The organism is Polynucleobacter sp. JS-Mosq-20-D10, from assembly GCF_018687755.1.
Classification (GTDB): domain Bacteria; phylum Pseudomonadota; class Gammaproteobacteria; order Burkholderiales; family Burkholderiaceae; genus Polynucleobacter.
The window spans coordinates 1,706,675-1,732,782 of record NZ_CP061305.1 but is presented as its reverse complement, the minus strand read 5'-3'; the positions used below and the strand labels follow the sequence as shown (position 1 = coordinate 1,732,782).

At 47.3% G+C, this 26,108-nt stretch carries 29 protein-coding genes; 11 read left to right on the top strand and 18 right to left on the bottom strand.

What is annotated here, in order from left to right:
* Positions 1–5 precede the first annotated feature (5 nt).
* A complete protein-coding gene (gene hda / locus FD967_RS08930; protein ID WP_215325677.1) occupies positions 6–764 on the bottom strand; it encodes a DnaA regulatory inactivator Hda in 759 nt (252 codons plus the stop codon).
* 12 nt (positions 765–776) lie between these two features.
* Positions 777–1,766 (bottom strand): AI-2E family transporter, encoded by a 990-nt coding sequence (locus FD967_RS08925; protein WP_215325676.1) that lies wholly within the window; start codon positions 1,764–1,766, stop codon positions 777–779.
* 73 nt (positions 1,767–1,839) lie between these two features.
* On the opposite strand from FD967_RS08925, the gene purM reads away from it, so the two are divergent.
* On the top strand, positions 1,840–2,892 hold the full coding sequence (gene purM / locus FD967_RS08920; RefSeq protein WP_215325675.1) for a phosphoribosylformylglycinamidine cyclo-ligase: 1,053 nt from the start codon (positions 1,840–1,842) through the stop codon (positions 2,890–2,892).
* Between the two features lie 14 nt (positions 2,893–2,906).
* Here purM and miaA read toward each other — a convergent pair whose 3' ends face one another.
* Positions 2,907–3,911, bottom strand: coding sequence for a tRNA (adenosine(37)-N6)-dimethylallyltransferase MiaA (gene miaA / locus FD967_RS08915; RefSeq protein ID WP_215325674.1), 1,005 nt, complete (start codon positions 3,909–3,911; stop codon positions 2,907–2,909).
* Between the two features lie 82 nt (positions 3,912–3,993).
* Between miaA and FD967_RS08910 the strand changes: the two genes are divergently transcribed.
* On the top strand, positions 3,994–4,638 hold the full coding sequence (locus tag FD967_RS08910; RefSeq protein ID WP_215327247.1) for a DedA family protein: 645 nt from the start codon (positions 3,994–3,996) through the stop codon (positions 4,636–4,638).
* Positions 4,639–4,657: 19 nt separating this feature from the next.
* Here FD967_RS08910 and FD967_RS08905 read toward each other — a convergent pair whose 3' ends face one another.
* Together FD967_RS08905 and murJ are read right to left on the bottom strand one after the other, a co-directional pair.
* Entirely contained in the window at positions 4,658–5,500 is an 843-nt protein-coding gene (locus tag FD967_RS08905; RefSeq protein WP_215325673.1) for a SirB1 family protein, read from the bottom strand.
* A gap of 5 nt (positions 5,501–5,505) precedes the next feature.
* Positions 5,506–7,059 carry a murein biosynthesis integral membrane protein MurJ gene (gene murJ / locus FD967_RS08900; protein ID WP_215325672.1) on the bottom strand — a complete coding sequence of 518 codons (1,554 nt, stop codon included), beginning with the start codon at positions 7,057–7,059 and terminating at the stop codon, positions 5,506–5,508.
* A 153-nt stretch (positions 7,060–7,212) separates the two neighbouring features.
* Between murJ and rpsT the strand changes: the two genes are divergently transcribed.
* Positions 7,213–7,479: a 30S ribosomal protein S20 gene (rpsT, locus tag FD967_RS08895; RefSeq protein WP_046330744.1), complete on the top strand. Its 267-nt coding sequence runs from the start codon at positions 7,213–7,215 to the stop codon at positions 7,477–7,479.
* A 75-nt stretch (positions 7,480–7,554) separates the two neighbouring features.
* Here rpsT and FD967_RS08890 read toward each other — a convergent pair whose 3' ends face one another.
* Complete coding sequence (locus tag FD967_RS08890) at positions 7,555–7,869, bottom strand: DUF3579 domain-containing protein (RefSeq protein WP_215325671.1); 315 nt, start codon at positions 7,867–7,869, stop codon at positions 7,555–7,557.
* A gap of 152 nt (positions 7,870–8,021) precedes the next feature.
* On the opposite strand from FD967_RS08890, the gene argF reads away from it, so the two are divergent.
* The 3 genes from argF to FD967_RS08875 are packed head-to-tail and all read left to right on the top strand — an operon-like array spanning position 8,022 to position 10,608.
* Entirely contained in the window at positions 8,022–8,969 is a 948-nt protein-coding gene (argF, locus tag FD967_RS08885; RefSeq protein ID WP_215325670.1) for an ornithine carbamoyltransferase, read from the top strand.
* 58 nt (positions 8,970–9,027) lie between these two features.
* Positions 9,028–10,257 (top strand): argininosuccinate synthase, encoded by a 1,230-nt coding sequence (locus FD967_RS08880; protein WP_215308361.1) that lies wholly within the window; start codon positions 9,028–9,030, stop codon positions 10,255–10,257.
* A 45-nt stretch (positions 10,258–10,302) separates the two neighbouring features.
* Positions 10,303–10,608 (top strand): pyrimidine/purine nucleoside phosphorylase, encoded by a 306-nt coding sequence (locus FD967_RS08875; protein WP_215325668.1) that lies wholly within the window; start codon positions 10,303–10,305, stop codon positions 10,606–10,608.
* A gap of 94 nt (positions 10,609–10,702) precedes the next feature.
* On the opposite strand, the gene FD967_RS08870 is transcribed toward FD967_RS08875, so the two are convergent.
* Positions 10,703–11,158, bottom strand: coding sequence for a DUF192 domain-containing protein (locus FD967_RS08870; RefSeq protein ID WP_251369022.1), 456 nt, complete (start codon positions 11,156–11,158; stop codon positions 10,703–10,705).
* Positions 11,159–11,279: 121 nt separating this feature from the next.
* Complete coding sequence (locus FD967_RS08865) at positions 11,280–11,483, bottom strand: cold-shock protein (RefSeq protein ID WP_011903586.1); 204 nt, start codon at positions 11,481–11,483, stop codon at positions 11,280–11,282.
* Positions 11,484–11,759: 276 nt separating this feature from the next.
* On the opposite strand from FD967_RS08865, the gene clpS reads away from it, so the two are divergent.
* Together clpS and clpA are read left to right on the top strand one after the other, a co-directional pair.
* The gene (gene clpS, locus FD967_RS08860) at positions 11,760–12,116 is read left to right on the top strand and encodes an ATP-dependent Clp protease adapter ClpS (RefSeq protein WP_046331280.1); all 357 of its coding nucleotides are present in this window, start codon (positions 11,760–11,762) and stop codon (positions 12,114–12,116) included.
* Entirely contained in the window at positions 12,113–14,419 is a 2,307-nt protein-coding gene (gene clpA / locus FD967_RS08855; protein ID WP_215325667.1) for an ATP-dependent Clp protease ATP-binding subunit ClpA, read from the top strand. Before clpS ends, clpA begins: the two co-directional genes overlap by 4 nt.
* Before the next feature lie 87 nt (positions 14,420–14,506).
* Here the strand turns inward: clpA and FD967_RS08850 are convergent, their stop codons facing one another.
* The 7 genes from FD967_RS08850 to FD967_RS08820 all read right to left on the bottom strand — a co-directional run bounded on the left by FD967_RS08850 (position 14,507) and on the right by FD967_RS08820 (position 21,293).
* Positions 14,507–14,809 (bottom strand): HigA family addiction module antitoxin, encoded by a 303-nt coding sequence (locus tag FD967_RS08850; RefSeq protein ID WP_371819289.1) that lies wholly within the window; start codon positions 14,807–14,809, stop codon positions 14,507–14,509.
* A 9-nt stretch (positions 14,810–14,818) separates the two neighbouring features.
* Positions 14,819–15,100, bottom strand: a complete 282-nt coding sequence (locus tag FD967_RS08845) for a type II toxin-antitoxin system RelE/ParE family toxin (RefSeq protein ID WP_215325665.1) — start codon at positions 15,098–15,100, stop codon at positions 14,819–14,821.
* A gap of 141 nt (positions 15,101–15,241) precedes the next feature.
* Positions 15,242–15,691 (bottom strand): dUTP diphosphatase, encoded by a 450-nt coding sequence (dut, locus tag FD967_RS08840; RefSeq protein WP_215325664.1) that lies wholly within the window; start codon positions 15,689–15,691, stop codon positions 15,242–15,244.
* A 51-nt stretch (positions 15,692–15,742) separates the two neighbouring features.
* The gene (gene coaBC / locus FD967_RS08835) at positions 15,743–16,954 is read right to left on the bottom strand and encodes a bifunctional phosphopantothenoylcysteine decarboxylase/phosphopantothenate--cysteine ligase CoaBC (protein WP_215325663.1); all 1,212 of its coding nucleotides are present in this window, start codon (positions 16,952–16,954) and stop codon (positions 15,743–15,745) included.
* A gap of 9 nt (positions 16,955–16,963) precedes the next feature.
* Positions 16,964–17,458, bottom strand: coding sequence for a signal peptidase II (gene lspA, locus FD967_RS08830; RefSeq protein ID WP_215325662.1), 495 nt, complete (start codon positions 17,456–17,458; stop codon positions 16,964–16,966).
* 30 nt (positions 17,459–17,488) lie between these two features.
* Complete coding sequence (ileS, locus tag FD967_RS08825) at positions 17,489–20,350, bottom strand: isoleucine--tRNA ligase (RefSeq protein WP_215325661.1); 2,862 nt, start codon at positions 20,348–20,350, stop codon at positions 17,489–17,491.
* Positions 20,343–21,293: a bifunctional riboflavin kinase/FAD synthetase gene (locus tag FD967_RS08820; protein ID WP_215325660.1), complete on the bottom strand. Its 951-nt coding sequence runs from the start codon at positions 21,291–21,293 to the stop codon at positions 20,343–20,345. Before FD967_RS08820 ends, ileS begins: the two co-directional genes overlap by 8 nt.
* Positions 21,294–21,344: 51 nt before the next feature.
* Here FD967_RS08820 and purN point away from each other — a divergent pair, with 51 nt between their 5' ends.
* The 3 genes from purN to FD967_RS08805 are packed head-to-tail and all read left to right on the top strand — an operon-like array spanning position 21,345 to position 24,781.
* Positions 21,345–21,974 (top strand): phosphoribosylglycinamide formyltransferase, encoded by a 630-nt coding sequence (gene purN / locus FD967_RS08815; protein ID WP_215325659.1) that lies wholly within the window; start codon positions 21,345–21,347, stop codon positions 21,972–21,974.
* Positions 21,971–23,560, top strand: coding sequence for an RsmB/NOP family class I SAM-dependent RNA methyltransferase (locus FD967_RS08810; RefSeq protein ID WP_215325658.1), 1,590 nt, complete (start codon positions 21,971–21,973; stop codon positions 23,558–23,560). Before purN ends, FD967_RS08810 begins: the two co-directional genes overlap by 4 nt.
* Before the next feature lie 27 nt (positions 23,561–23,587).
* Positions 23,588–24,781, top strand: a complete 1,194-nt coding sequence (locus FD967_RS08805) for an acyl-CoA desaturase (protein ID WP_215325657.1) — start codon at positions 23,588–23,590, stop codon at positions 24,779–24,781.
* Between the two features lie 77 nt (positions 24,782–24,858).
* Here FD967_RS08805 and rpmG read toward each other — a convergent pair whose 3' ends face one another.
* From rpmG to radC, 3 genes are all read right to left on the bottom strand, one after another.
* Positions 24,859–25,026, bottom strand: coding sequence for a 50S ribosomal protein L33 (rpmG, locus tag FD967_RS08800; RefSeq protein WP_015421876.1), 168 nt, complete (start codon positions 25,024–25,026; stop codon positions 24,859–24,861).
* A gap of 11 nt (positions 25,027–25,037) precedes the next feature.
* Positions 25,038–25,271: a 50S ribosomal protein L28 gene (rpmB, locus tag FD967_RS08795; RefSeq protein WP_011903570.1), complete on the bottom strand. Its 234-nt coding sequence runs from the start codon at positions 25,269–25,271 to the stop codon at positions 25,038–25,040.
* A 144-nt stretch (positions 25,272–25,415) separates the two neighbouring features.
* The gene (gene radC / locus FD967_RS08790; RefSeq protein ID WP_251369021.1) at positions 25,416–26,081 is read right to left on the bottom strand and encodes a DNA repair protein RadC; all 666 of its coding nucleotides are present in this window, start codon (positions 26,079–26,081) and stop codon (positions 25,416–25,418) included.
* Between the last annotated feature and the right edge of the window lie 27 nt (positions 26,082–26,108).

Here is a 26,108-nt window from a genome sequence, read left to right as displayed (position 1 = left end):
AATATTTATTTAGGCTGCAAGAGCTCTCTGACGAGGGGCAAGGTGACAGCGCGTTTTGTTTCTAGTGAGTAAGCATCCAAAGCATCAATTAAGGCCATCAGGCTGGGCATATCGCGATAAAAGCGATTTAGCAGCCAAGGCAATACATCTGACGATAAAACCAAGCCACGCGCTTGCGCTGCTTGTTGTAAGGCTTCTATTTTCTCATCATCGCCCAAAAGATGAGTTTGAAAGATCAAACCCCATCCCAGGCGGGTGCGTAGGTCTTCTCTGAGCCTTAATACGCCAGGGGCGGCATTGCCTGCCATGAAAATATGCATTGCTGCACTACCCTGTATGGCATTCAGAATTCGAAATAAGGAGGCTACTAGGCGCTCATCCAGTCGATCCACGTCATCAACAGTAATGACTGAGGGTGTGGCACTGGAGCAAAGGGTGGGTAGGCTTTCCTCCAAGCTCACCCAAGAAATGGGTTCATTGGGCGTCAGGGGGAAGCACTTTAAGTCTAATTGCTGAGCGGCATTGCCGATTGCGCCGAGTAAATGGGTTCGACCAGAGCCTTCTGGGCCCCACCAATAGATCCAGCGTTGATTGAGGGGATTCTCACTGGCTAATCTTGGGGCATTCATTTCCCAAGATTTGGCTAAAGCCAGCAAGGTAGAGTGCAGGGCTAGATTTTCTCCGGCTAAAAAATTACTTAAGCTGGGTTTGGGTGTGTGACCGATGTCGAGTGCAAACTGTCTTGGTAGTGAGGGGCTATTCATTGCTGCAGTAATTTACTTTTGGTACCACGGACTTTGGGTGTAGCGTGCCCAACCATATTGCAAAAGCACTAAACCCACAGCGCTGATGGGTAATGCGAGTAAGACGCCGAAGAAACCAAATAACTTTCCAAATAACAATAAGGCAAAGAGCACGGCAACGGGATGTAAGCCAATTCGCTCACCCACGAGGCGTGGCGTGAGAAAGAAGCCTTCAATGAATTGACCCAATCCGTACAGCACGAGGACGCTAATAATTGCGCCACCAGGCCCAAACTGCAAAAGGGCCGCAAGGACGGCTAGAGTAAAGCCAAGGGTAATGCCGATATAGGGAATCACAATCATGAGCGCAGTAAAGACGCCTAAGGCCGCCGCACCTTGAACCCCGATGACACTTAACCCTAGGCTGTAGAAAACTGACATGATCGAAATCACAATCAGCATACCCCGGAGGTATTGCGAGAGTAAACCATCGGCATGCATTGCGAGGTGGTGAATCGTCTCTTGTGCGCGGACTGGAACAATCGTTCTAACGAGTTTGAAGAAATGGTTCCAGTCGATTAATAAATAAAACATCACAAACAAGATCAAAACTGCATTAACGAATCCTGCAATAACCGAGCTGCCTGACATCAGCACTGTCTCCAAGGTGGAGGACATGAGCGCATCAGAGTTGTCGTTGAGGTGCGTGGTAATTTTTTGAGTCGCACTTGACTTGAGAGTGCCCCAATCTACATTAATGTGCAATTCACTTAACTTGGGGCCAAGCCAGGCTTGCGTATTTTGGAGCCAAGTCGGAAATTGAGCCTTAATCAGGGGGATTTCGGTTTTAAGGAGGGTAATAAAGAGGGTCAGTATTAAAAATACGACGACCAGGCCAATAATCATGGCAATCCCGGCGGCCGCTGCGCGGGGTAGGCGATGCCTCTCAAGCCACAAGCAAACTGGGCGCAGGGCATAAGCCAGAATAAATGCAGTCAGAAAAGGGGTAAAAATTTCAGCCATCGTCCTCGAATCCTCTAGAATTCAATGATTCTACCGACCAAGTAGCGTTTCTTACTAATCTTCTATCTCTGCCATGAACTCACCTACCAATTCTTCCTCAAAAGGCCTTTCCTACCGTGACGCTGGTGTCGATATTGATGCTGGGGATGACCTGGTGGATCGCATTAAGCCTTTGGCCAAGAAAACGATGCGTGAAGGCGTGCTAGCTGGGATTGGCGGATTTGGTGCCCTGTTTGAGGTTCCAAAACGCTACAAAGAGCCAGTTTTGGTATCGGGTACTGACGGTGTTGGCACTAAGCTGAGATTGGCCTTTGAGTGGAATCGTCACGATACGATCGGCCAGGATTTGGTGGCGATGAGCGTGAACGACATTTTGGTTCAGGGTGCTGAACCCCTCTTTTTCTTAGATTACTTCGCTTGCGGCAAGCTCACTGTGGATATTGCAGCCACGGTTGTTGGCGGAATTGCCCAAGGTTGTGAGTTATCTGGTTGCGCACTCATCGGTGGCGAAACTGCTGAGATGCCCGGTATGTATCCTCCAGGTGAATACGACCTAGCAGGCTTTGCTGTTGGTGCAGTTGAAAAATCCAAAATTATTACTGGTGCAACGATTGCCCCGGGCGATATCGTTTTGGCGATTGCTTCGAGCGGTGCGCATTCCAATGGCTATTCACTAGTTCGTAAAATTATTGAGCGTGCTGGGGCTAAGCCGACTGATGATTTGGGTGGCCGACCTTTGGGTGATGTAGTAATGGCTCCTACACAAATTTATGTGAAGCCTTTGCTGAAGTTGATTGGAGAGATCAATGTAAAGGGCATGGCTCACATCACTGGCGGCGGCCTAGTGGATAACGTACCCCGCGTACTCCCAGAAAATCTTCAAGCAGTATTGCATCGCGATAGCTGGCAAATGCCAGAACTGTTCCGCTGGTTGCAGATGAAGGGTGGCGTAGCCGATGCAGAAATGGTGCGTGTATTTAATTGCGGTATTGGTATGGTGGTAATTGTGTCTACCGATCAAGCTGACGCTGCAATCCAATCTCTCAAGGCTGAAGGTCTTCATGCTTGGACGGTTGGCGAGGTTGTAGAGCGCCCTGCTGGCGCGCCACAAACTATCGTTATTTAATACTCAGTAAAAACCTATTTAGCTAGGCTTTGCTTGCAGTATTCTAGGGCCGCGTTTAACTCAGCTGGGTTGAACGGGTCAAATGTTTTTCTTCCAGCGATTGCGCGCAACCAAGTTAATTGTCGTTTACCAAGCTGCCGTGTAGCGGCTAGGGCCTTGTAGCGCATTTCGGTTTGATCTATTTCACCAGATAAATATTCCCAGACTTGTCGATAACCCACTGAGCGAATGGCAGGCAGATCGCCATGCAAGTCTGGATTTTTTTTCAGCAGCTCAACCTCTTCTAATAATCCTCCGATCAGCATTTCATCAAATCGCTTTTCTAAGTTCTGATGTAAGCGGGAGCGATCGCTTGGCTCTAATGAAATGAGATTAATCCATTCTGGAATAGTCGACCCTTCTCTACCATCTTCGCTTGGTGAATCTGCTAGCAGTGCCGACATCGGCTTGCCTGTAATTTCATAAACTTCTAAAGCACGTTGCACTCGTTGAGAATCATTGGGCTGTAAACGCGCGGCAGTCATAGGATCAACTTTAGCTAATTCAACGTGCATTGCAGGCCAGCCAATCACCTTGCCTTGCTCATCGAGACGGGCGCGGATTTCTGGATCTGCTGGCGGTAGGGATGAGAGGCCATATGCCCAGGCCCGCCAGTACAACATCGTGCCGCCAACTACAACGGGAATGTTTCCGCGATCACGAATTTCTTCGCTTAGCCGCTTGGCATCATTCGCAAAGCGCGCAGCTGAATAGGATTCGGTGGGCTCCAAGATATCAATTAGGTGATGCTGAACGGCAGCTTGCTCAGCCTGAGTGGGTTTAGCACTGCCAATGTCTAATCCGCGATAGACCAACGCAGAATCCATGCTGATTAATTCAAGGGTTTGACCTATGGATTTAGCATGCTCAGCCAATGCCATCGCGAGATGGGTTTTGCCTGCGCCTGTGGGGCCAACAATACAGAGTATGGGTGGCTGATGAGGTAAATGCGTAGGCTGAATGTGAGGTTCAGTTTGCATACCGCATTATAAGAATGAAATGCCGTACTCTGTATTGTTAGCCTGTTAATATCCTTCCAACAAATACACGGAGCACGATTTGATCGATACCTTATTGCAGTTGGGTGACTTGCTATTACACATTGATCGTCATTTAGACGTGGTGATTCAGCAATACGGCTATTGGGCTTATGGTTTGCTCTTTGCCATCGTATTTGCCGAGACTGGTTTAGTGGTGGCCCCCTTCTTGCCTGGGGATTCATTATTGTTTATTGCTGGAGCCTATTGCGCTACTGAGCACTTTAATCTATGGACACTCTGTATTGGATTATTGATTGCCGCAATCGCTGGAAATACAGTGAACTACTTTATTGGTCGCTGGATTGGCGAACGAATTTTTAGTAGCGAATCACGTTGGATTGATCAAGCAGCTTTGCGCAAAACCCATGCTTTTTATGAGAAGCATGGTGGCAAAACAATTATTGTGGCGCGCTTTTTGCCGATCATTCGTACCTTTGCACCATTTGTTGCCGGTGTCTCAGCAATGAACTTCTCTCGCTTCCAGCTTTTCAATGTGACTGGCGCGCTCTTATGGGTCTTTGGTTTAGTTATTGCTGGTTACTTCTTCGGTAATATTCCCATCATTCGCCAAAACCTGAATGTCATCGTACTGATTGGTATTGGTGCCGCAGCGATTCCGATTGTGTTGGCTGCTATCTATAAATTATTTCAACGTAAAAAGAAATAAGACCGCTCAATAGGGCTGCTTAGTGCAGTTTAGTTTGACTCTCTAGCGTGGCGATATGCTCACGAATATCTGCCGCATCTTCTGCGCCAGGCATTTCGCTTAAGTAGTGATGCAGATCGGCTATCGCAGGTCGCACATACTCTAGTTGTGCAAAGATCAAGCCGCGATCACGAACCTCTTCAGCTGAGTCTGATAACAAAATCACTAGACGCTCTTGAATGCCCAGTAACCGCTCCCAGCGCTCCTCTTCCGAATAAATCATTTTGAGATTTCTCATAAAGCGCGAAAGTATTTCTCGAGAGCTAGAGGCGCGCAAGAAAATATTGAGTGGCAGGCTGAGCTCACCGCGATAGCCTTTGGCATCGAGATAGGGGTCGAGCATTTCTTGCAATTGATTTTTGGAGAGTGATTCTCCATTCAATGGATCCATGATGATTTCGCCTTGTTGCAAAGAAATGCGCATCATGAAGTGATTTGGAAAAGATACGCCGCGAATATTCAAACCAATTTGCTGTCCTAGCTCCATCATTAAGATGGCTAACGAGATTGGAATACCGCGACGATTCTCAGTGATCTGGTGGAGATAAGAATTCTCAGGCGCGTAGAAGTCATTCTGGTTTGGGCCAAAGCCTAGCTCGTTATAAAAGAAATGTTTGAGCAACTGCAGGCGCTGAATCGGTGGCGTATCTGGAGTAATGCGTTGCTTGATTTTGTTGCCCCACTGATCGATCTGATCAAGTACGCCCTGAACATCGAGATCTGGGTAGGCGTGTTGTGCAACTGCCACCGCCGCCTCAGTTAAGGGGAAGTGCTCGTCTTCAGCTACGAGGGATGTGAAATAGTCGAGTTGTTGTGTAGGCATAAAAGCTATTTTGCATGACGTAGGAATTTTTGCCAGCGGATGCCGACAAGCCATAAGGCTGCGAAATACACTACCGCGGCAGCGACTAGCCAGGCAGCCAGTAATCCAATTCGAATCCAGGGGCTAGATTGCAGTGCAATCCAATCATGTGCAGTTGCGGCGTAATACAAGAGGAGCGCAAAAGGAATTAAGGCAAGCAATAACTGCCCCAAATACTTTAACCACGCAAAGCTAGGTAGGGCGCCACGTCGATGCAGGCCCACCCACAGTAGTGCGGCATTTAAGCAGGCGCCAGCGCCAACCGATAGCGCAAGGCCGGCATGCCCTAACCAGGGAACAAAAAGCAAATTAGCTAATTGGGTGGCAACTAGGACCAGCAAGCCAATCTTTACAGGTGTGCGGATATCTTGGCGGGAATAAAAGCCCGGAGCTAAGATCTTCACCAAAATGAGGCCAATTAATCCAACACCATAAGCTGCCAGAGCACGCTGCGTCATTAAGACATCCAAGGCGTTGAACTTGCCATAGTGGTACAAAACTGCTGCTAGCGGTTCTCCAAAAATAAATAGGGCAATCGCGCAAGGCGCTGCCAGTAAAAAGGTGAGCTGCAATCCCCAAATCAACAGTTCACCCGCATGTACCAAATCATTTTTTGCGTTTGCTTTACTCAGGCTTGGAAGCAAGACTGTTCCTAGCGCTACCCCCAAAAGGGCTGTTGGAAATTCCATGAGGCGATCAGCATAGGAGAGCCAAGATACGCTACCTGTTTGTAAACGAGAGGCAATGTTGGTATTAATGATGAGAGAAATCTGGGCGACTGAAACTGCAAACACGGCAGGCCCCATTAATTTCATGACACGACGGGCATCCGGATTTTGAACTGCTGCTTTAATTGCTCCGGGTAGAAGCCCTACTCTGGGAAGTAAGCCTAAATGAGTAAGGGCTGGAACTTGAATGGCTAGCTGTAATAAGCCGCCCAAGAGCACACCGATACTCAGAGCGTAAATTGGTTGATCTAAGTGGGGTGCCAAAAAAATGGCGCTACCAATGAGGGCTAAATTGAGTAAAACCGGGGTAAATGCTGGAATGGCAAAGCGGCCAAAGGTATTGAGGATTCCCGCAGAGAGGGAGACCATTGAAATGAGGCCAATGTAGGGGAACATGATGCGGGTCATGACTACGCTTGCCTCATAGGCTGGACCACCCTCAAAGCCCGTAGCAATCGCCAGAATCAGCAGGGGGGCGCCAATGACCCCTAGGAGTACAGTGAGCAGCAAAGCCCAAAATAAGAGCGTAGCGACTGCATTCACGAGGATTTGGGACTGTTTTGTATCTCCTTGACTTGAGATTTCTCCCAAAATCGGTACAAATGCCTGAGAAAAGGCCCCCTCGGCGAAGAGCCTACGGAGCAAATTGGGTAGTCTGAAGGCCACATTAAAGGCGTCAGTCCACTCTGAAGCCCCAAAACTACGGGCAATTAGGGTCTCCCGGAGTAGTCCGGTAATCCTAGAGAGCATGGTGAGGGAGCTGACCTTAGCGGCGGCTGAAAGCAGATTCATGGGCTAATTTTCCCCTATTTATCAAGTGGCTGGGCTTTTTTAGTCCTTTAATGTAAAATCTTGGGTTTTGGTGAGTCAGCTTACAAATTTGGCGAACCCACACAGAATTTTAGTTAACCGTATTTTGTAATTTTTATATAGCAAGGTTTAAAGATGGCCAATACCGCACAAGCGCGTAAACGCGCACGGCAGGCAGTAAAACAGAATGAGCACAACTCTAGCTTGCGTTCAAAGCTACGTACTTCCATCAAGGCAGTTCGCAAAGCAATTGAAACTGGCGATAAGGACGCTGCTGCTAAAGTATTCGCAGCAACTCAGTCCACAATCGACAAGATTGCTGACAAAAAGATTGCCCACAAAAATACTGCATCACGTCAGAAGTCACGATTGTCTGCAGCTATTAAGGCGATGGCAGCGTAAGACTTTAATAGATTTAGGCAGACCCTAGAGTAATCTGGGTCTAAGCCCGCTCCTTATCAGAGCGGGTTTTTGTTTTTAGGGTTGGGATTGCGAATTCGGTTCAAATTCGCAGGCTTCTTCGATTGGTAGGCAATTGTCTTTGGCAAAGTTGATGACAAAGTCGAGCGCTCTCGGATCGAGGTCTCTTAGCCTAGTGTCAATAACAACGCAGGTTACATTTGCAATAACCACTGGTCTGGCATAAGGCGAGTAAGTGAAGCGGGGATCGCCAGCATCGCCTGGCGGGCGAAAAGTGGCCATCACTCCGCAAAGACGTTCGGCCCAGTCGCTAGGTCGAAAAGGTTTGCCAGAGGTTGTAATGCCTTGAATGAAAAGCTTTTTGTGGTTCAAGTTGGCGTAGAAATCGTAGTAAGGAATCGGTGTTGCTTAGGCCTTAGCTTAACAGTCTGCGAAGGCCCTAAGATGACTTTAGGAACTATTTTCGTGCAGTTCGATGCCCCAAACAAAAAATGCAAGCTAAAACTCTAGTAGAAAGCTCAACAATGACATCTTTGGCAAAGCCCCAAGTGCCTGGCCAGGTTAAGCATTACTTGCAGTTTGCTGACCTGACACGCGAAGAATATGACTATCTCCTCAAGCGCTCCGCTTGGCTCAAAACGAAGTTCAAAAGTTATGAGACTTGGCACCCCTTACACGACCGCACTCTAGCGATGATCTTTGAAAAGCATTCGACTCGTACTCGCCTTTCGTTTGAGGCGGGTATACACCAGCTTGGTGGCCATGCTGTATACCTCAACACCCGTGACACCCAGTTGGGTCGTGGCGAGCCAGTAGAGGACGCTGCGCAGGTGATTTCTAGGATGACGGACATCATCATGATCCGTACTTTCGGCCAAGAGATTATTGAGCGCTTTGCCGCCAATTCTCGAGTGCCTGTGATTAATGGCCTTACCAATGAGTACCATCCTTGTCAGGTATTGGCTGATATCTTCACTTTTGTCGAAGCACGCGGTTCGATTCAGGGAAAAACGGTTGCTTGGGTAGGTGATGCCAACAATATGGCCTACACCTGGATACAGGCAGCAGAATGTTTGGATTTTCAAATTCGTTTTTCTGCGCCCGTCGGCTATCAATTGGATGGTGCCATGCTGACCGAAAAAGCGTTGAAGCATTTAACCATTTGCGCTGATCCAAGGGATGCTTGCAAAGGTGCCGACTTGGTTACTACCGATGTATGGACTAGCATGGGCTACGAAGATGAAAATACTTCTCGTATGACTGCTTTTAAAGACTGGATGGTCGATGAAGAGCTCATGGCATTGGCAAAACCAGAGGCTTTGTTTATGCATTGCTTGCCAGCGCACCGTGGTGAAGAGGTTTCCGCAGAAGTAATCGATGGTCCTCAAAGCATCGTTTGGGAAGAGGCTGAAAATCGTTTGCATGTTCAAAAGGCCTTGATGGAGTATTTACTCTGCGGCCGCTTGGACTAAGTGTATAAGTAATTTACCTTTGTTATTGATTAGTTAATTTTTTGATTGAATAGAAATCATGTCTGATATTAAAAAAGTAGTTTTAGCGTATTCCGGCGGTCTTGATACCAGTGTGATTCTTAAATGGCTTCAAGATACTTATCAGTGTGAGATCGTTACTTTCACAGCTGATTTAGGTCAGGGTGAAGAGTTGGAGCCGGCCCGTGCCAAAGCGCTGCAGTTTGGCATCAAGCCAGAGAATATCTTTATCGATGATTTGCGTGAAGAGTTTGTGCGTGACTTTGTGTTCCCCATGTTCCGCGCCAATACGATTTACGAGGGCGAGTACCTTTTAGGCACCTCCATTGCACGCCCATTAATCGCGAAGCGCCAAATTGAAATTGCCCGTGCTACTGGTGCTGACTCTGTATCGCATGGCGCCACTGGTAAAGGGAATGACCAAGTACGTTTTGAGTTAGGCTACTACGCACTTGAGCCAGGAATTAAGGTAATCGCACCATGGCGCGAGTGGGATTTGCTCTCCCGTGAAAAATTGATGGCCTATGCAGAAAAACATGGCATCCCAGTAGAGATGAAGCATAAGCAGGGCGGCTCACCTTATTCAATGGATGCCAACTTATTGCACATCAGCTATGAAGGTCGTCATCTCGAGAACCCGAATGCTGAAGCAGAAGAATCTATGTGGCGTTGGACAGTGTCTCCTGAGAAGGCTCCAGACGCCCCAGAAATTATTGAAATTGAATTCCGTGCCGGTGATCCGGTGGCAATTAATGGCAAGGCTTACAAGCCACATGAGTTGTTGGCTGAACTCAATCGTATTGGTGGCATGCATGGTATTGGTCGTCTTGACTTGGTTGAGAACCGTTTTGTAGGCATGAAGAGCCGTGGCTGCTATGAAACCCCTGGCGGCACTATCTTGTTAAAAGCACACCGCGGCATTGAGAGTATTACTCTGGACCGTGAAGTAGCTCACCTCAAGGATGACCTGATGCCGCGTTACGCAAGCCTGATCTACAACGGTCTGTGGTGGGCGCCAGAGCGTCTGGCCCTTCAGACCTTGATCGATCATACGCAGCAGATGGTTAATGGTGTTGTGCGTCTGAAGCTCTACAAAGGATCTGTCTCTGTGATCTCGCGTGATTCAGCGAATACTTTGTTTGATCAGACTATCGCTACTTTTGATGATGATGGCGGTGCGTATAACCAAGCCGATGCGGGTGGATTTATTAAGCTCAATGCCTTACGTATGCGAATTGCTGAAACTGCAAGACGTAAGCGTGCTAAATAATGAAGATAAACAACAAACCAGTAATTCAGATTAGAAAGAATAAAGATGCAATTTGATCAAGTTTCTGTAGGCAAAAAAGCCAATGTATTTTTCGATGGTAAGTGCGTATCCCATACTGTGACTTTGCCAAACGGCATTCGTAAATCTGTGGGCGTCGTGTTGCCAAGTACTTTACGTTTTGACCTGAGCACTAAAGAAATCATGGAAGTAGTTGATGGTAATGCGTTTGTCAGCATTAACGGTGCCCCAGAGGTCGAGTTCAAAGCGGGTCAAAGCTGGGAAGTAGAAAAAGGCGGTTATTTCATCATTCGCGCTGAGTCTCCAGTGCACTACGTATGCCATTTTGAATAAGTGAGTCGGCGAGCAAGGCGAACATTTCTTTTTCGCCTAAAAGAAAACGCAGACCTCGCTCTGCGTTTTTTGTTTTATAGCTACGATCACCCTCTTATTTTTTAGGTAGTCCTTGAATGACTGTGCCAGGAACAATCACTCTTTCTGAGAACCACTGTTTATTCATCTCAAGTGCATAACGTACTATTGCCTTAGGGCAGTGGTTATTGGTGGTCTCCGCCTGCATCTCTTCAATATTGACAATCTTGCCGTCATCAGCAATGAAGGCAATCGACAGTGGAATCTTTGTGTTGTTCATCCAGAAGCAATGCCCTGCTTTTTGCTCAAAGATAAAAAGCATGCCAGAGTTCGTGGGCATGCTGGTGCGATTCATGAGTCCGACCTCGCGAGCTTTAGGTGTATCAGCTAACTCTGCTTGAATACGATAGATTCCAGTTTTGAGTTCAACTGTAGGCAGGCCGACATTCTGTTGTGCAAACGTAGTGCCTGGAAAGATCCCAGCAATCGCCGTAAGCGAAAAAATGAATTGTTTAATGTGGGGTAAATGCATGGTGTTCTGAATGTTCTTAGTGGGTGAGGGTAATTCTAAGGCAGGGCTAGCAAGACAAGAAAATACAGGCGAAAAAAAACCCAGGAACAAGTCCTGGGTTTTAGTAATGATCTAAAGCAGATTAAGCTGCTTGGATATTAGTAGCTTGCTTGCCCTTAGGACCTTGGGTAATATCAAACGTTACCTTTTGGTTTTCCTTGAGTGTTTTAAACCCAGGCATTGTGATTGCGCTGAAATGCGCAAACAACTCTTCTTCACCATCATCAGGTTTGATAAAGCCAAAACCTTTTGCATCATTGAACCACTTAACAATTCCGGTCGCCATGCGAACTCCATTACATAAACTTAAAACAACCGTGATGAGGGTGAATACTTTTTAATCAGTCTCGCTCTACAACACGCCTAAATAGGACTTCAATTGAAGCCTACCCCCTGATTGTTTGCCCTTTATGGTGGGGTGTCAAGGGGGTGGGTAAATATAGTTACTATTTAACCCCCCTTTTTTTATCGAAAAATGCCCCAATATAGTGTTTAAGGCACTTTCTTGATGGTTTTTTTGCAACAAAGCGCCTAAATCCTAATTTTTACATCTGTGTTTAGAATGTTTCATATGAGTCGTACAACGAAAAATCCAACGGTTGGCAATCCAAACAACCCCCACATTGAGGACACCATTCTTCTCGAAAAGCAGGCCGAGAAACTAAAGTCGCCTTCGATGTATAAAGTTTTACTATTAAATGACGATTACACGCCAATGGAATTTGTGGTGATGGTCATTCAGGAGTATTTTAATAAGGATCATGAAACGGCTACAAGGATCATGTTGCAGGTTCATTTAGTTGGCAAAGGCATTTGCGGTTTATTTACACGTGATGTTGCGGCAACAAAAGTGCATCAAGTTATCGAGCTCTCCCGCGAAGCGGGTCACCCACTACAGTGCACTATGGAGGAAGCATGATTGCCCAGGAATTAGAAGTGAGTTTGCACATGGCGTTTGTTGATGCGCGAGCTTCAAGACATGAATTTATTACGGTGGAGCATTTGCTTGCCGCCTTACTAGACAACGCGACCGCAGTGGAGGTTTTAAAAGCCTGTGCTGTCAATATTGCCGAGCTTCGTGCCCAGCTCAAAAATTTTATTAACGACAATACGCCTGTGGTCCCGGGTAGCGATGAAGTTGATACCCAGCCAACTCTGGGTTTTCAGCGCGTGATCCAACGCGCCATCATGCACGTGCAATCCACTTCAAATGGGAAGAAAGAGGTTACCGGGGCAAATGTACTCGTAGCTATCTTTGGTGAAAAAGATTCTCATGCGGTGTATTTCTTGCAGCAGCAAGGCGTCACTCGTTTGGATGTAGTGAACTTTATTAGCCACGGTGTACGTAAAGATCAAGCTGAGAGTGTGAAGCCTGCTGAGGCCACCCAAGAGACCGAGGATGCATCGTCTGGTGGCAAGGAGAGCCCTTTAGAGCAATACACCCAGAATCTCAATGTGCTGGCTAAGCAGGGCAAGATTGATCCGCTAATTGGCCGCGATAGTGAAGTTGAGCGTGTGATTCAGGTACTGTGCCGTCGTCGTAAAAATAATCCGCTATTAGTTGGTGAGGCGGGCGTGGGTAAGACTGCAATTGCTGAAGGCTTGGCTTGGAGAATTGTGAAAGGCGATGTTCCTGAGATCTTGGCTGACGCCACAGTCTATTCATTAGATATGGGCGCGCTATTGGCGGGTACTAAGTACCGCGGAGATTTTGAGCAACGCTTGAAGAGTGTTCTTAAATCTTTAAAAGATAGCGCCCATGGTGTTTTATTTATCGATGAGATTCACACCTTAATTGGTGCGGGTGCTGCATCAGGCGGCACATTGGATGCGAGCAATTTACTAAAGCCTGCACTATCAAATGGCCAGCTCAAATGTATCGGTGCAACTACCTTTACTGAGTACCGCGGCATCTTCGAAAAGGATGCAGCGCTGTCACGTCGTTTCCAGAAGGTTGATGTGGTTGAACCAACTGTCGATCAGACCGTACAAATCTTGCGTGGCTTGAAGTCACGCTTCGAAGAACACCACGGCGTTAAGTACGCTTCCGCAGCCTTAGTAGCTGCAGCTGAATTGTCTTCACGCTATATTAACGATCGCCATTTGCCAGACAAAGCAATTGATGTAATTGATGAGGCGGGAGCAGCACAACGTATTCTGCCTAAGTCCAAGCAAAAGAAAACCATTGGTCGCCCGGAGATTGAAGAGATCGTCGCGAAAATCGCCCGTATACCGCCACAATCTGTAACGGTGGATGATCGTAGCAAGCTGCAAACATTAGATCGGGATATTAAGAGTGTGGTGTTTGGTCAAGATCCTGCCATTGAGGCCTTGGCGAGCGCCATCAAGATGACGCGTGCCGGTCTTGGCAAAATCGATAGGCCAATTGGATCATTCTTATTCTCCGGCCCAACCGGGGTTGGTAAGACTGAAGTTGCGAAACAGCTCGCTTACATCTTAGGCATTGAGCTCCTACGCTTCGATATGTCGGAGTACATGGAGCGCCATGCGGTCAGCCGTTTAATTGGTGCGCCTCCAGGATATGTAGGCTTTGACCAAGGCGGCTTACTCACTGAGGCCGTTAACAAGAAGCCGCATTGCGTTCTCTTGCTCGATGAGGTTGAGAAAGCCCATCCGGATATTTTCAATATTCTCTTGCAGGTGATGGATCACGGGACCCTCACGGATAACAACGGTCGCAAGACCGATTTCCGTAATGTCATCATCATCATGACAACCAATGCCGGTGCTGAAGCAATGCAGAAGTCCACCATCGGCTTTACTAATGCCCGTGAGTCCGGTGATGAGATGGCGGATATTAAGAAGTTCTTCACGCCAGAGTTCCGCAATCGTTTAGATGCGATTGTTTCCTTCAAGGCGCTTGATGAGACCATCATCATGCGCGTGGTGGATAAGTTCTTAATGCAGTTAGAAGAGCAACTCCATGAGAAGAAGGTGGATGCTACATTTAGCCCAGCCTTGCGTGCTCATTTAGCTAAGCATGGCTTTGACCCGCTCATGGGCGCAAGACCAATGCAGCGAATCATTCAAGATACGGTACGCAAAGCACTTGCCGATGAATTACTTTTTGGTAAATTGGCGCAGGGTGGTCATGTGGATGTTGACATTGATGCTGATGGCAAAGTTCAACTTGAGTTTGACGCTCCAGCAATTCCGGGTAAGCGGCCAAAAGCTGATGTGGCTCCGGCCGAAGAAATCTAATCAACGAATCAATCGTTTCAGCCTGAGATTAGTTGAAAATACCAACCCTCTCGGGTTGGTATTTTTTTACTAAATCCAGCGGCAAATTTACGCTGCCATCAGCTGACAGGGCTCTATTCCCTTTAATATCTTACTTAAGCTCTCTTTGGCAATTGCAGTATCGTAGTTTGCTTGGCCTCTCAACCACCATCCGTCACTTAGTCCGAAATACTTGCAAAGTCGTAAGTCAGTGTCGGCGGTAATAGAGCGCTTTCCGGCAACAATATCGCCGATACGTTGAGGTGGTACCCCAATATCTTTGGCTAGACGATATTTTGTTAGGCCCAAGGGTTTTAGAAATTCCTCTTCTAACATCTCGCCGGGCGAGACGGGAGCAATCGTTCTCATCATCTTCTCCTTTTAGTGATAATCGACAATTTCAACATTTTTTGGGCCATCCCCAACCCAAGTAAAGCAAACGTGCCACTGATTATTAATGCGAATACTGTGCTGACCTTTTCGAGATCCCTTTAAGGATTCCAATCGATTGCCTGGTGGCACTCGCAAATCTTCAAGAACTAAAGACCAGTCAAGTTGTTCCAGTTTTCGCAATGCAGGTCGCTCTATGGCAATCCATCGCCGTACTCGATGCCCTTGAAATAGTTTTTTAGTATCAGGGCACTTGAAGCTTTTGATTGACATAGTAAATATTAACGTATCTCGTTAATGATTGTCAAGCGTTAATAGTTTGACTTGATGTAGGTGGTGTATGAAAGTTGCGTAGGACTGATCCTCGTGGACAGTGAGGGGTCGCCAAATTCAAACCATGGCTGATATATTTAATTAAGCCCTACCAGTACTTCCAAACCCACCAGCCCCACGACTGCTCTCGGTAAATTCCTCAACAACTTTGAGCTCTACTTGTTGTACCGGCATCACTACCAGTTGAGCTAAGCGCTCCATGGGCTCTAATTTGAATGCTGTTGAGCCGCGATTCCAAGTGCTCACCATGAGTTGGCCTTGGTAATCCGAATCGATCAATCCCACTAAATTACCGAGAACGATTCCATGCTTATGGCCAAGACCAGAGCGTGGCAAGATCAATGCGGCATAGCGTGGATCTTCTACATAAATCGCTAAACCCGTTGGGACGAGGACTGTTTGTCCAGGAGCAATTTCAATGACTTCATCAATACAGGCGCGCAGATCTAATCCAGCGCTACCGGGGGTTCCATATGCAGGTAATTGATCGCGCATACGTTCATCGAGAATTTTGACTTGAAGTTGTTGCATAGAATTTCCTAAAGCTGAGTAAAGATAATGGAGATTAAATTTTGGGTTCGGTTAGATTTTTTTAGCGACTAACTGAATCAGTTGACGTGCAAGCTGTAGTTTTTCAGCCTTGGCCATTTTCTTACTACCGTTTTCATCGACGATGAGTAGTTGGTTGAGATCGCTGCCAAAGGTATCTGGACCAATGTTGCCAACGATCATCGGAATGCCTTTGCGTTTACGCTTTTCTTCTGCATGCTTTTGGAGCTCAGTAGATTCAGCCGCAAAGCCAACGCAATAGGGGTGCAATTTCCCGCCTTTAGTTTTGACCGTTTTTGCTACATCGGCAAGAATATCTAAGTTGGCTACAAATTCTAAATTTGGAGCTTGTTTACTTTGGCGTTTCATTTTTTCTTTAGCCGGTTTGGCAATACTCCAATCGGCGACTGCAGCTACCGCAAAGAAAATATCGCAGTCAGTAGATTGCAATGTGGCTGTATGCATTTCTTTGGCGCTGACCACATTAGTACGGGTAATTTTTCCAGTTGCAGCTAATGGGGTCTCTAAATCGCAAGGGCCTACTATGAGGTGAACGTCTGCACCAGCTTCAATTGCTGCGCGTGCAATTGCAAAACCCATCTTGCCAGAGCTGCGATTGGTAATCCCTCGAACAGGATCAATAGCTTCAAAGGTGGGCCCAGCTGTAATCAGTACGCGTTTGCCGAGGAGTGGCTTCTTCTGAAAGAAGGCTATGAGTTGCTCGGTAATTTCTGCAGGCTCAAGCATACGCCCAAAGCCGATTTCACCACACGCTTGGAATCCGCTTGCAGGGCCAAGTAATGTGACTTTGTCAGCAATGAGTCTTTCTGCGCTTCTTTGTGTGGCCGCATGCTCCCACATTTGCTTGTTCATGGCAGGAGCCAAGAGGAGTGGGCAATCTCTTGCTAAACACAAGGTGCTGAGCAAATCATCAGCCAATCCGAGCGAGAGCTTAGCCATCAGATCCGCACTTGTGGGCGCAATTAAAATCGCATCGGCAGCTCTAGAGAGTTCAATATGCGCCATGTTGTTAGCAATGCTGCTATCCCATTGGCTGGTGTAAACGGGATTGCCTGTGAGTGCTTGCATGGTGACAGGCGTCACAAATTGCTGCGCGGCTTCCGTCATCACCACTTGGACGCTAGCACCTTCTTGCATCAACTGACGTGCTAGCTCTGCAGACTTATAGGCCGCAATGCCACCAGAAATGCCGAGAACGATTTTCTTATTTAAAAGTGATTGCATGACGCCAGCTTAAAGGGATTGGGAGGTTTTGCCAAATGACTTGCGCAACTCACCCCAAATGATGAGGGCTGCCCCAATGCAAATAGCACTATCAGCAATATTGAAGGCTGGCCAATGCCAATTAGCGTAATGCAGATCAATAAAGTCCACTACCGCGCCATACATGATGCGGTCTAGGACATTGCCTAATGCGCCACCCAGTATGAGGCTGAGGGCCCAGCAAAGCATTTTGTCGCCTAAGCTCTTTCGCAGTAGCCAAAGAATGTAAGTAGAAGCTGCCAAGCCTAGGACTGTAAAGAACCAACGCTGCCATCCAGAGCTTTGCGCTAAAAATGAGAACGCTGCTCCTGGGTTAAACAGTAACAACCAGTTCATGAATGGCAAAACGGGTTCAGGTACACCTAACTGTAAGTTACTCAAGGCAGACCATTTGCTCAATTGGTCTAGCAATATCGTAACGATTGCAATCGCTAGATAACGAAGAAAAGAGAGGTTTGTGCTCATGATGTGGCGGCGATCTTTTTACTATATTGTTTATGCAAAAAGGCGGGATTCACCGCTTCCGAAAAGATTGCTGATGCAGCGACCACATAACTCTGAATGTTCATTGTTGACACCAACATCTTGAGTGTGATGCCAGCAACGGCCACATTTTTTATATTGACTACCGCGTACGAGCACCTCAAGGCCTGCGTTGCTCAGCTCTAGCTTGGCACTAGAAGTGATGGTCACAAAGCGCAGGTCGTCTTCAAGAGAATGCAAAATTGCAAAATCGATATCACCTACTTTGATGGTGAGCTCGGCTTGCAGGGATGAGCCTACATTGCCAGCTTCACGCTCAATCTCAATTGCCTTGGTTACCTCAGAGCGGATTTCTCGAACACGATTCCATTTGGCAAGGAGCTCAGTAGCTTGGTTAATTTCTGGGAAAGTACCAAACTCTTCCATGAAGATAGATTCACTTGGCTTGTCATCCTTACCATGTGGTAATGACAGCCAAGCCTCTTCGGCAGTAAATGAGAGGAAAGGGGCAAGCCACTTGAGTAGGTTGCGAGTGATATGAAAGAGTGCATTCTGTGCTGCGCGACGCTCTTTCGAATCCGGCGCACTCGTATAGAGGCGATCTTTCAGAATATCTAAGTAGAAGCCACCTAAATCTTCCGAGCAGAAAGTGAGCATACGCGCCACCGCTGGTTGAAACTCATAAGCCTTGTAGTGCGCCTGCACATCTTGCTGCAACTGATTGGCGAGTGCAACAGCGTAGCGATCAATCTCTAGCCATTCGCTTGCAGGCATCGCATGCTTGCTTGGATCAAAGTCAGATAGGTTAGCTAACAAGAAGCGTAATGTATTGCGAATACGGCGATAGCTTTCCACTACACGTTTCAGAATTTCATCGGAGATGGTCATCTCGCCAGAGTAGTCAGTAGAAGCTACCCACAAACGAATAATCTCCGCACCTAACTTATCAGCAACTTGTTGCGGGGCGATCACGTTGCCTACCGACTTACTCATCTTGCGGCCTTGGCCATCAACCGTGAAGCCGTGCGTAAGTAGTGCTTTGTATGGCGGCTTGCCATCGAGCATGGCACCAGTGAGTAAAGAGGAGTGGAACCAGCCGCGATGTTGGTCTGAGCCTTCTAGATATAGGTCAGCTAAACGACCATCTGCATTTTCAGCTTCAGGGCGATAGAGTTCCGCACGATGTGAGCCACGAATGACGTGCCAATGCGTAGTACCAGAATCAAACCATACATCTAAAGTGTCGCGATTCTTTTCGTATTGAGCAGATTCTTCACCAAGCAGTTCGGCTACTTCCAGTTTTTGCCAAGCTTCAATACCTTCTTTTTCAACGCGCTTAGCAATTGCTTCAAGCAACTCAGCTGTGCGCGGATGTGGTTCACCACTTTCCTTGTGCACAAAGAAAGCCATGGGAACACCCCATTGGCGTTGACGTGACAAGGTCCAGTCGGGACGGTTCGCAATCATGCTGTTTAATCGTTGCTTACCCCACGCCGGGAAGAACTCGGTGTTTTCAATGCCGGCTAATGCTGCTTCGCGCAGACTTGCTTTGCCATCGGATGGCTTTTTATCCATGCTTGCAAACCACTGCGAGGTCGCACGATAAATAATTGGTGACTTGTGACGCCAGCAATGCATGTAAGAGTGGGTATAGGTCTTATCTCGCAAAAGGCTACCTGCTTCACGCATGGCCTCCACAATCTTCGGGTTGGCTTTCCAAATATATTCATTAGCAAAAAGTGGGAGCCAAGAAGCATAGACACCATTACCCATGACTGGGTTCAAGATATCTTTATCAGCCAAGTGATTTGCTTTGCAAGACTTAAAGTCTTCCTCGCCATAGGCTGGTGCAGAGTGCACTACACCAGTTCCAGTGTCTAAGGTGACGTATTGGGCAGGATAGATTGGTGAAAGACGCTGATAACCTTCATGCAGTGGGGCTAGCGGATGCCAGAAAGAAATGTTTGCTAGCTGACTACCCAAACAAGTGGCAATGACTTTTCCCTCAAGTCCAAAATCTTCCAAGCAAGTTTCTACACGGTCTTCTGCCAAGATGAGCAGCTTGTCCCCTGTATCCACTAGGGCGTAACTCAGTTCAGGATGAACATTCAGTGCTTGATTGGATGGAATAGTCCAAGGTGTGGTTGTCCAAATCACAATCATTCCAGGCTTAGCTGGGATCTCAGATAGCCCAAATGCTTTTGCAAGTTGTGGGCGCTGCGCATCATCAAAAGCAAATCCCACATCTACGGTTGGATCAGTTTTGTCTTGGTATTCCACTTCAGCTTCAGCTAGTGCGGAGCCGCAATCGAAACACCAGTTCACTGGCTTAAGGCCGCGGAAGACGTAACCCTTTTCCCAGATCTTCCCGAGCGCACGAATTTCATCGGCCTCATTGCGGTAGTTCATGGTGAGATAAGGGTTATTCCAATCACCCAAAACACCTAAACGCTCAAAGTCGACCTTTTGCTTGTCTACCTGCACTTTTGCATACGCGCGTGCTTTAGCTTGCACTTCAGCCGTCGGCAGATTTTTGCCAAATTGTTTTTCAATCTGGATCTCAATTGGCATACCGTGGCAATCCCAGCCTGGAACATATGCAGAGTCAAAGCCCATTAACCAGCGGGACTTCACGATCATATCCTTAAGGATCTTATTTACCGCATGACCAATATGAATGTCACCGTTTGCATAGGGAGGGCCATCATGCAAAATAAATTTTGGTTGGTGAGAATGCGCTGCACGAATCTTCTCGTAGAGTTTATTTTTCTGCCACTGTGCGACCCATTGCGGTTCACGTTTCGGTAAATCTCCCCGCATCGGAAACGATGTTTCTAGAAGATTAACGGGGTAAGAGTTTTCTTTTTCAGACATAAGATTTTTTCTGGAAATAATTTCTGGCATGCGCTGCATCAGATGCAATCGCTTTGGTAAGTGTATCGAGGTCAGAATACTTCGCCTCATCACGAATTTTTTCTAAGAGTTCCACGGTAATGATTTTTCCGTAGACATCGGCGTTGTAATCAAAGATATGAGTCTCAAGCAATACGCGACCTGCATCTTCTACCGTTGGTCTCACGCCGAGACTAGCTACAGCAGGAAGAGGTTTATCTCCAAGCCCCAAGACTTGTGCAGTAAAGATGCCAGAGCAGGCAGGTTTACGGTGATGCAAGTGATTCGCAACAGCGAGATTCAATGTCGGGAAACCTAAAGTACGACCCAGCTTTTGCCCATGAATAACATGACCGGAGATGCCGTAAGGGCGACCTAATAATGTATTAGCTTGATCCATATCTCCATGAGCCAAGGCATTGCGTAGCGCAGAGCTAGAAATTCTTTCGCCATCTTCTTGCACGGTGTGAATGCTAGAAACTTCAAAACCAAATTGTTCGCCAGCTGCTTTGAGACTTGCAAAGTTGCCAGCGCGTTTTGCACCGTAGCAAAAATCATCGCCAATTAAAATCCACTTGGCATTGAGCTGCTTGACAATAATCTCAGAAACAAATTCTGTGGGAGTAAGGCGGGCGAATGCAGCATTAAAGTGCTCTACTACTACGCGATCGATGCCAATATCAGCAAAGGCGGCAAGCTTGTCGCGCAAATTCAGAATTCGTGGCGGCGCTTGTTCTGGAGAAAAGAATTCCTTAGGATGCGGTTCGAAAGTCATAACGCAGCTAACTAAACCGCGTTCTTGTGCGCCATCCTTCAGCTCTTTGAGTAGGGCGTGATGACCCCTGTGCACGCCATCGAAATTACCGATGGTTAAGGCACAAGCCGGTCCTGCAGAAAACTGGGTGGGGCCGCGGAATACGTTCACTAAATCGCTTTCAGGGTCGCTTTCGGGGTAACCATCAATTATATTGTGGGCATGCCATCTATCGTCACCTTAATCTCTGGCCGCGGATCTAATTTCGAGGCTATCGTCAAAACAGCTCAAAAAGAGCAGTGGCCGGTTACTTTTACCGGGGTAATTGCTAACCACTCTGCTGCCAAAGGCCTTGATTTTGCTCGCTCTCAGGGCATTCCGGCCTTTGCCATTGAACATCGCGAGCACGCTACTCGCGAGTCATTTGATGCCGCTCTCATGGCGAAAATAGATGAATTAGGGGCTGATTTAGTGGTTCTAGCGGGTTTTATGAGAATTCTGACTCCAGGCTTTATTCGCCATTTTGAGGGTCGCCTGGTGAATATTCACCCAGCATTGCTGCCAGCTTTCCCAGGTTTACATACCCATGAACGCGCTTTGGAGGCTGGGGTGGCTGAACATGGCGCCAGCGTGCATTTTGTTACTGAGGGCGTGGATGAGGGCCCCATCATCTGTCAAGCCTCTGTTCCAGTGCTTCCCGGTGATGACGCGGATAGTTTGGCAGCGCGAGTTTTGACTGCTGAGCATCAGATTTACCCGCGGGCCGTAAAATGGTTCCTAGATGGACGATTGCGAATAGAAGGTAATCAAGTTCAGGTTAAACCACCGGAGTCGCAATTAATAAAATTATGAGTAAAGAACGTTCATCCCGCGCAGCTAGCGCTGGTAGTAAATCTGGATCAAGATCTGGGTCACGCTTAGGCCCACAAAAAAGTTATGCCGCTAAATCTAAAGATCCATTGCGTCGCCCCGAGCGTCGTAATGCGAGTGGCAACATCATTGCACCAGAAGGTCAAAAAAACTTTTCTAATGCCAAGGCTTTACCTCAGCATGCAATTCATTTAGAGCGTCTGCTTCCAGAGCTCCTCAATTTCGAGCAGCCAGCTGATCGTGTAGTGAGTCGCTATTTTCGCTCTGAGCCACAGTTAGGTAATCGTGATCGCGCCTTGATTGCTGAGAGTGCTTTTGCTATTCTGCGTCGGAAGAATGAGTTCTCACAATTTGCTTCCAGCGGCGAGGGTTCACAGGCTAGACGCTTAGCCTTATTGGGCTTGCTGTCCGCTCTCTCTGAGGGTGGTTTGGGTTCAGCTAATCGTGCAGAGAGCGCCATTGCCGACTTAGCTCATGTGTTGAAAACAGGTGAGTACGAATGGTTGCAGCGTTTTGCAACAGTTGATCCATCAGCGCTCAACCCCTTGGTGCGTAATAATTTGCCTGAATGGCTTTGGGATGCGTTTGGAAAATATCCCGGTGAAGAATCACGTGAAGCATTAGCTAAATCACTCATGCATCCAGCTCTTTTGGATTTGCGTGCTAACACCATGAAGACGACTCGCGAGCAATTGCTTGCCGAGATGAATGCCTTAGGTGGTCGCTATCAAGCTATTCCAACTCCGTATGCGCCAGATGGTGTTCGCATCATGGGTAAGCCCGCCTTGCAAAATACCGTTAGCTTTAAGACGGGGATGTTTGAGGTTCAAGATGAAGGTAGTCAATTATTGGCCTACTTACTTGCGCCTAAGCGTGGCGAGATGGTGGTAGATTTTTGTGCAGGCGCTGGCGGCAAGACTTTGGCGATTGGGGCAATCATGCGCTCCACAGGCCGTTTATATGCTTTGGATACATCAGAACGTCGCTTAGCTAATTTAAAGCCTAGACAAGCCCGTAGCGGCCTCTCTAACGTACATCCTGTCTGGATTGACAGTGAGAATGACTCCAAGATCAAGCGCTTAGCTGGGAAGATTGATCGCGTCCTGGTGGATGCTCCTTGCAGTGGGATGGGTACATTGCGACGCAACCCGGATCTCAAATGGCGCCAGACCCCAGAAGGTGTTTTGGAGCTGAATCAAAAGCAGATGAATATTTTGGCCTCTGCAAGCCGTTTGCTTAAACCAGGTGGCCGCTTGGTTTATGCCACCTGCAGCCTGTTGCCACAAGAAAACCAGCAAATTGCAGAGGATTTCCTGGTAAAGCATCCGAATTTTGAGGTGGTTCCTGCAGCTGAAGTTCTTAAGGCGTTGTTTCCAAAGGATAAAATGCCTTTGGGCTGCAGCCCTGACAATCCTTGGTGGCAGTTATGGCCCCATATTCATGGGACTGACGGCTTCTTCGGGGCGGTTTTTCAGAAGAAAGTCGCTATTTCAGCGCTAACTGTCGATAAAGATGGCGAAAAGTCGGTAAAAGTCAAAAGCAAGAAAGCTGATAAAGAACTAAAATAGGGTTTTAGATCTCTTTGGGATACCCTCTTGAACACAGTTTCTGGTTTTGATTTATTCCTTAATTGGCTTTCTAATGGCTATTTAAATTGGGCTTGGTGGCAAATCCTTGTTTTTACATTGGTTGCCACCCACATCACCATTGCTGCGGTGACTATCTTCCTGCATCGCTGCCAAGCACACCGCGCTCTGGAATTGCATCCCATCGTGTCCCATTTTTTCCGGTTTTGGCTCTGGCTAACAACTGGTATGGTGACCAAAGAATGGGCGGCGATTCATCGTAAGCACCACGCCAAGTGTGAAACCGTGGATGATCCGCATAGCCCACAAGTTTTGGGTATTCATACTGTGCTTTCTCGTGGTGCTGAGTTATATAAAAATGAGTCACGTAATCAAGAGACCTTAGATAAGTTTGGTCACGGTACGCCAGATGATTGGCTTGAGCGCAACATCTATGCGAAGTATTCATGGCAAGGCGTAGCCTTGATGTTGATCATCGACGTGCTCTTGTTCGGTGCAATTGGCTTGACTGTATGGGCAGTGCAGATGTTGTGGATTCCTATTACTGCCGCTGGAATTATTAATGGCATTGGCCACTTCTGGGGTTACCGTAATTACGATTGCGAAGATGCATCAAGAAACATTTTGCCTTGGGGTATTTTGATTGGTGGCGAAGAGTTGCATAACAACCACCACACCTTCGCTACCAGCGCTAAGCTCTCTAGTAAGTGGTATGAGTTTGATATTGGTTGGATGTACATTCAAATCATGAGTGCTGTTGGCTTGGCGAAAGTAAAAAAGACTTCTCCAAAGCCCGTGCTGAGCGACTTACGTCCTGCTGATCAAAGCACACTCGAAGCCATCATTGCTAACCGTTATGAAATCATGGCTCGCTATAGCAAGACCTTAAGCACCTTCTTTAGTAACGAAGTTCAGCACATGCAGGTATTGGCGGCTCACTTAAAAGATGCCCGTGCCTGGTTGGGTAAAGATGAATCTCGTTTAACTGCAGAAGAAAAAATGAAACTTGAGGAGTTGATGGCAACAAATGCGCAGTTACGAAAGATGATTGAGATGCGTCGTGACTTGCATGCCATCTGGGGTCGATCTAACGCCACGGGCGATCAACTGCTAACTCAGTTGCACGTGTGGTGTCAGCGCGCTGAAGAGAGTGGTTTATCGAGTCTGCGCGACTTCTCTTTGAGATTGCGTCGCTACGCTTAAAGGAAAATGAAACACAATAAAAAACCCGCCGGTGTAGCGGGTTTTTTATTTGCTGAAATAAATATCGAATCGATGAATTACTTGAGCTTAGTTTCTTTGTAAGCAACGTGCTTGCGAATGGTTGGATCGAATTTCATGATCTCCATTTTTTCAGGCTTTGTACGCTTGTTTTTTGATGTCGTATAGAAGTGACCAGTACCAGCTGATGACTCTAATTTGATTTTTTCTCTGCCGCCTTTAGCCATTTTTGCGCTCCTTAAATTTCGCCACGTGCACGAAGATCAGACAACACAGCATCAATGCCGTTTTTGTCGATAACGCGCAAACCAGCATTGGTTAAGCGCAAGCTAATCCAGCGGTTTTCAGATTCAACCCAGAAACGACGATTTTGCAAATTCGGCAAAAAGCGACGCTTCGTTTTATTGTTTGCATGGGATACATTGTTGCCAACCATCGGCTTCTTCCCAGTGACTTGGCAAACTTTTGCCATGACATAACTCCATTAATTGCGAAAAAAGAAGATTGTATCAGTCTCCGAGTGCTTTGATCTACCCCTAATTGGCTTTAGTTTTGAGGATGAGGAAAAATGATCGCCAATATTAGTGAAAACATGCCTTTAAGTTAGTGGTCACTTCTATTTATGGTCATTTTTCATAAGACCCTCATCAGAAAATGAGAAAAAACCACCATTGCTGACGATGCAGTGATCAAGTAGGGGGATATCGATCAACTGCAACGCTTTGGCTAGCGTCTTAGTTAATTCTTGATCAGCAGTGCTCGGTTGTGGGTTTCCGCTGGGGTGATTATGTGCCACGATTAGGGCGCTTGCATTCCTAGCCAGGGCCTCCTTCAGGATTTCTCGCGGGTAAACGGCGGTGTGGCTTAGGGAGCCCCTAAAGAGCTCCTGGCATTCGATCAGGCGCAAGCGGGAGTCCAGGTATAGGCACAGGAAGACTTCATGTGGCAAGCACCCAAATCTAGCCTGTAGGAACTCCCGGACATAGCCTGGTGAGGTAAGGACAGACTCCTGAGAGAGGGTTTCCTCAAGGCTGCGCTTTACAAGCTCATAGGCTGCCTGGATTTGTGACCACTTAGAAATGCCCATGCCATGAATCTGGGTTAACTCTTCTGGGGTACAGGACATGAGGCGCGGCAAATTGCCGAAATGGTGGAGAAGGTCCTCGGCTAAAGCCACCGCAGTTTTACCTTTGACGCCTACACGCAGAAAGATCGCAAGTAACTCGGGATCGCTGAGGGCTGCCGCACCAAGAGCGCGTAGTTTTTCTCGAGGTTGCTCCATTTTTGGCCAATCCGTAATCGGCAAGTG

Bases quoted from the DNA above. Each gene is read 5' to 3' on its own strand.
- hda (WP_215325677.1), bottom strand. From the start codon at position 764: ATGAATAGCCCCTCACTACCAAGACAGTTTGCACTCGACATCGGTCAC.
- FD967_RS08925 (WP_215325676.1), bottom strand. From the start codon at position 1,766: ATGGCTGAAATTTTTACCCCTTTTCTGACTGCATTTATTCTGGCTTAT.
- purM (WP_215325675.1), top strand. From the start codon at position 1,840: ATGAACTCACCTACCAATTCTTCCTCAAAAGGCCTTTCCTACCGTGAC.
- miaA (WP_215325674.1), bottom strand. From the start codon at position 3,911: ATGCAAACTGAACCTCACATTCAGCCTACGCATTTACCTCATCAGCCA.
- FD967_RS08905 (WP_215325673.1), bottom strand. From the start codon at position 5,500: ATGCCTACACAACAACTCGACTATTTCACATCCCTCGTAGCTGAAGAC.
- murJ (WP_215325672.1), bottom strand. From the start codon at position 7,059: ATGAATCTGCTTTCAGCCGCCGCTAAGGTCAGCTCCCTCACCATGCTC.
- rpsT (WP_046330744.1), top strand. From the start codon at position 7,213: ATGGCCAATACCGCACAAGCGCGTAAACGCGCACGGCAGGCAGTAAAA.
- argF (WP_215325670.1), top strand. From the start codon at position 8,022: ATGACATCTTTGGCAAAGCCCCAAGTGCCTGGCCAGGTTAAGCATTAC.
- FD967_RS08880 (WP_215308361.1), top strand. From the start codon at position 9,028: ATGTCTGATATTAAAAAAGTAGTTTTAGCGTATTCCGGCGGTCTTGAT.
- FD967_RS08875 (WP_215325668.1), top strand. From the start codon at position 10,303: ATGCAATTTGATCAAGTTTCTGTAGGCAAAAAAGCCAATGTATTTTTC.
- FD967_RS08870 (WP_251369022.1), bottom strand. From the start codon at position 11,158: ATGCATTTACCCCACATTAAACAATTCATTTTTTCGCTTACGGCGATT.
- FD967_RS08865 (WP_011903586.1), bottom strand. From the start codon at position 11,483: ATGGCGACCGGAATTGTTAAGTGGTTCAATGATGCAAAAGGTTTTGGC.
- clpS (WP_046331280.1), top strand. From the start codon at position 11,760: ATGTTTCATATGAGTCGTACAACGAAAAATCCAACGGTTGGCAATCCA.
- clpA (WP_215325667.1), top strand. From the start codon at position 12,113: ATGATTGCCCAGGAATTAGAAGTGAGTTTGCACATGGCGTTTGTTGAT.
- FD967_RS08850 (WP_371819289.1), bottom strand. From the start codon at position 14,809: ATGATGAGAACGATTGCTCCCGTCTCGCCCGGCGAGATGTTAGAAGAG.
- FD967_RS08845 (WP_215325665.1), bottom strand. From the start codon at position 15,100: ATGTCAATCAAAAGCTTCAAGTGCCCTGATACTAAAAAACTATTTCAA.
- dut (WP_215325664.1), bottom strand. From the start codon at position 15,691: ATGCAACAACTTCAAGTCAAAATTCTCGATGAACGTATGCGCGATCAA.
- coaBC (WP_215325663.1), bottom strand. From the start codon at position 16,954: ATGCAATCACTTTTAAATAAGAAAATCGTTCTCGGCATTTCTGGTGGC.
- lspA (WP_215325662.1), bottom strand. From the start codon at position 17,458: ATGAGCACAAACCTCTCTTTTCTTCGTTATCTAGCGATTGCAATCGTT.
- ileS (WP_215325661.1), bottom strand. From the start codon at position 20,350: ATGTCTGAAAAAGAAAACTCTTACCCCGTTAATCTTCTAGAAACATCG.
- purN (WP_215325659.1), top strand. From the start codon at position 21,345: ATGCCATCTATCGTCACCTTAATCTCTGGCCGCGGATCTAATTTCGAG.
- FD967_RS08810 (WP_215325658.1), top strand. From the start codon at position 21,971: ATGAGTAAAGAACGTTCATCCCGCGCAGCTAGCGCTGGTAGTAAATCT.
- rpmG (WP_015421876.1), bottom strand. From the start codon at position 25,026: ATGGCTAAAGGCGGCAGAGAAAAAATCAAATTAGAGTCATCAGCTGGT.
- rpmB (WP_011903570.1), bottom strand. From the start codon at position 25,271: ATGGCAAAAGTTTGCCAAGTCACTGGGAAGAAGCCGATGGTTGGCAAC.
- radC (WP_251369021.1), bottom strand. From the start codon at position 26,081: ATGGAGCAACCTCGAGAAAAACTACGCGCTCTTGGTGCGGCAGCCCTC.